Origin of the sequence: Vibrio glycogenivorans, assembly GCF_051660965.1 — a bacterium.
Taxonomy (GTDB): domain Bacteria; phylum Pseudomonadota; class Gammaproteobacteria; order Enterobacterales; family Vibrionaceae; genus Vibrio.
This window is the reverse complement of the sequence record NZ_JBPVIS010000040.1, coordinates 1-620: the sequence shown is the minus strand read 5'-3', so window position 1 is coordinate 620 and position 620 is coordinate 1. Positions and strand designations below refer to the sequence as shown.

Genomic DNA, 620 nt, shown 5'->3' with positions numbered 1-620 from the left:
TCACCACTTTGTGGTTCATGACTGGGGTGAAGTCGTAACAAGGTAGCCCTAGGGGAACCTGGGGCTGGATCACCTCCTTATACGATGATTATTGCGATGAGTGTTCACACAGATTGATACGGTTTTAGTTAGAGCAAGAAAAGGAATTTGCTACAACCAGATGGGGCTATAGCTCAGCTGGGAGAGCGCCTCGCTGGCAGCGAGGAGGTCTGCGGTTCGATCCCGCATAGCTCCACCATCTTTAAGTACATTTCCTTTGTTTAGTGTTCTTAAAAATGGTTTGTTTCTTTAAGTAGAAAGCAAATTATGCTCTTTAAAAATTTGGAAAGCTGACGAATAACAACAATCCCCTTATCTTTTAGATAAGCGTTGTTATTCAAATAAAAGTTCTCAAATCCTATTCTTTTGAATAGGTACCAACACACATTCAAGTGTTCTTGGAAGTAGCGAAAGCTACTTAATATTTGAGTCCGGCAAAATCGAGTCTGCATCATGTATAAAAATTGCAGACAACTTTGGTTGTTTAACGACAACTCCGTGGTTCGCCAATGCGAAACTCTTTGGGGTTGTATGGTTAAGTGACTAAGCGTACACGGTGGATGCCTTGGCAGTCAGAGGCG

The 620-nt window shown here is 42.4% G+C and carries 1 tRNA gene and 1 rRNA gene; both read left to right on the top strand.

Features of this window, described 5'->3' with window-relative positions:
• Window positions 1–80: ribosomal RNA gene (locus ACSTTG_RS24200) — 16S ribosomal RNA — on the top strand; the annotation flags it as partial.
• Window positions 81–162: 82 nt separating this feature from the next.
• Window positions 163–238, top strand: a tRNA-Ala gene (locus ACSTTG_RS24195).
• Window positions 239–620 lie beyond the last annotated feature (382 nt).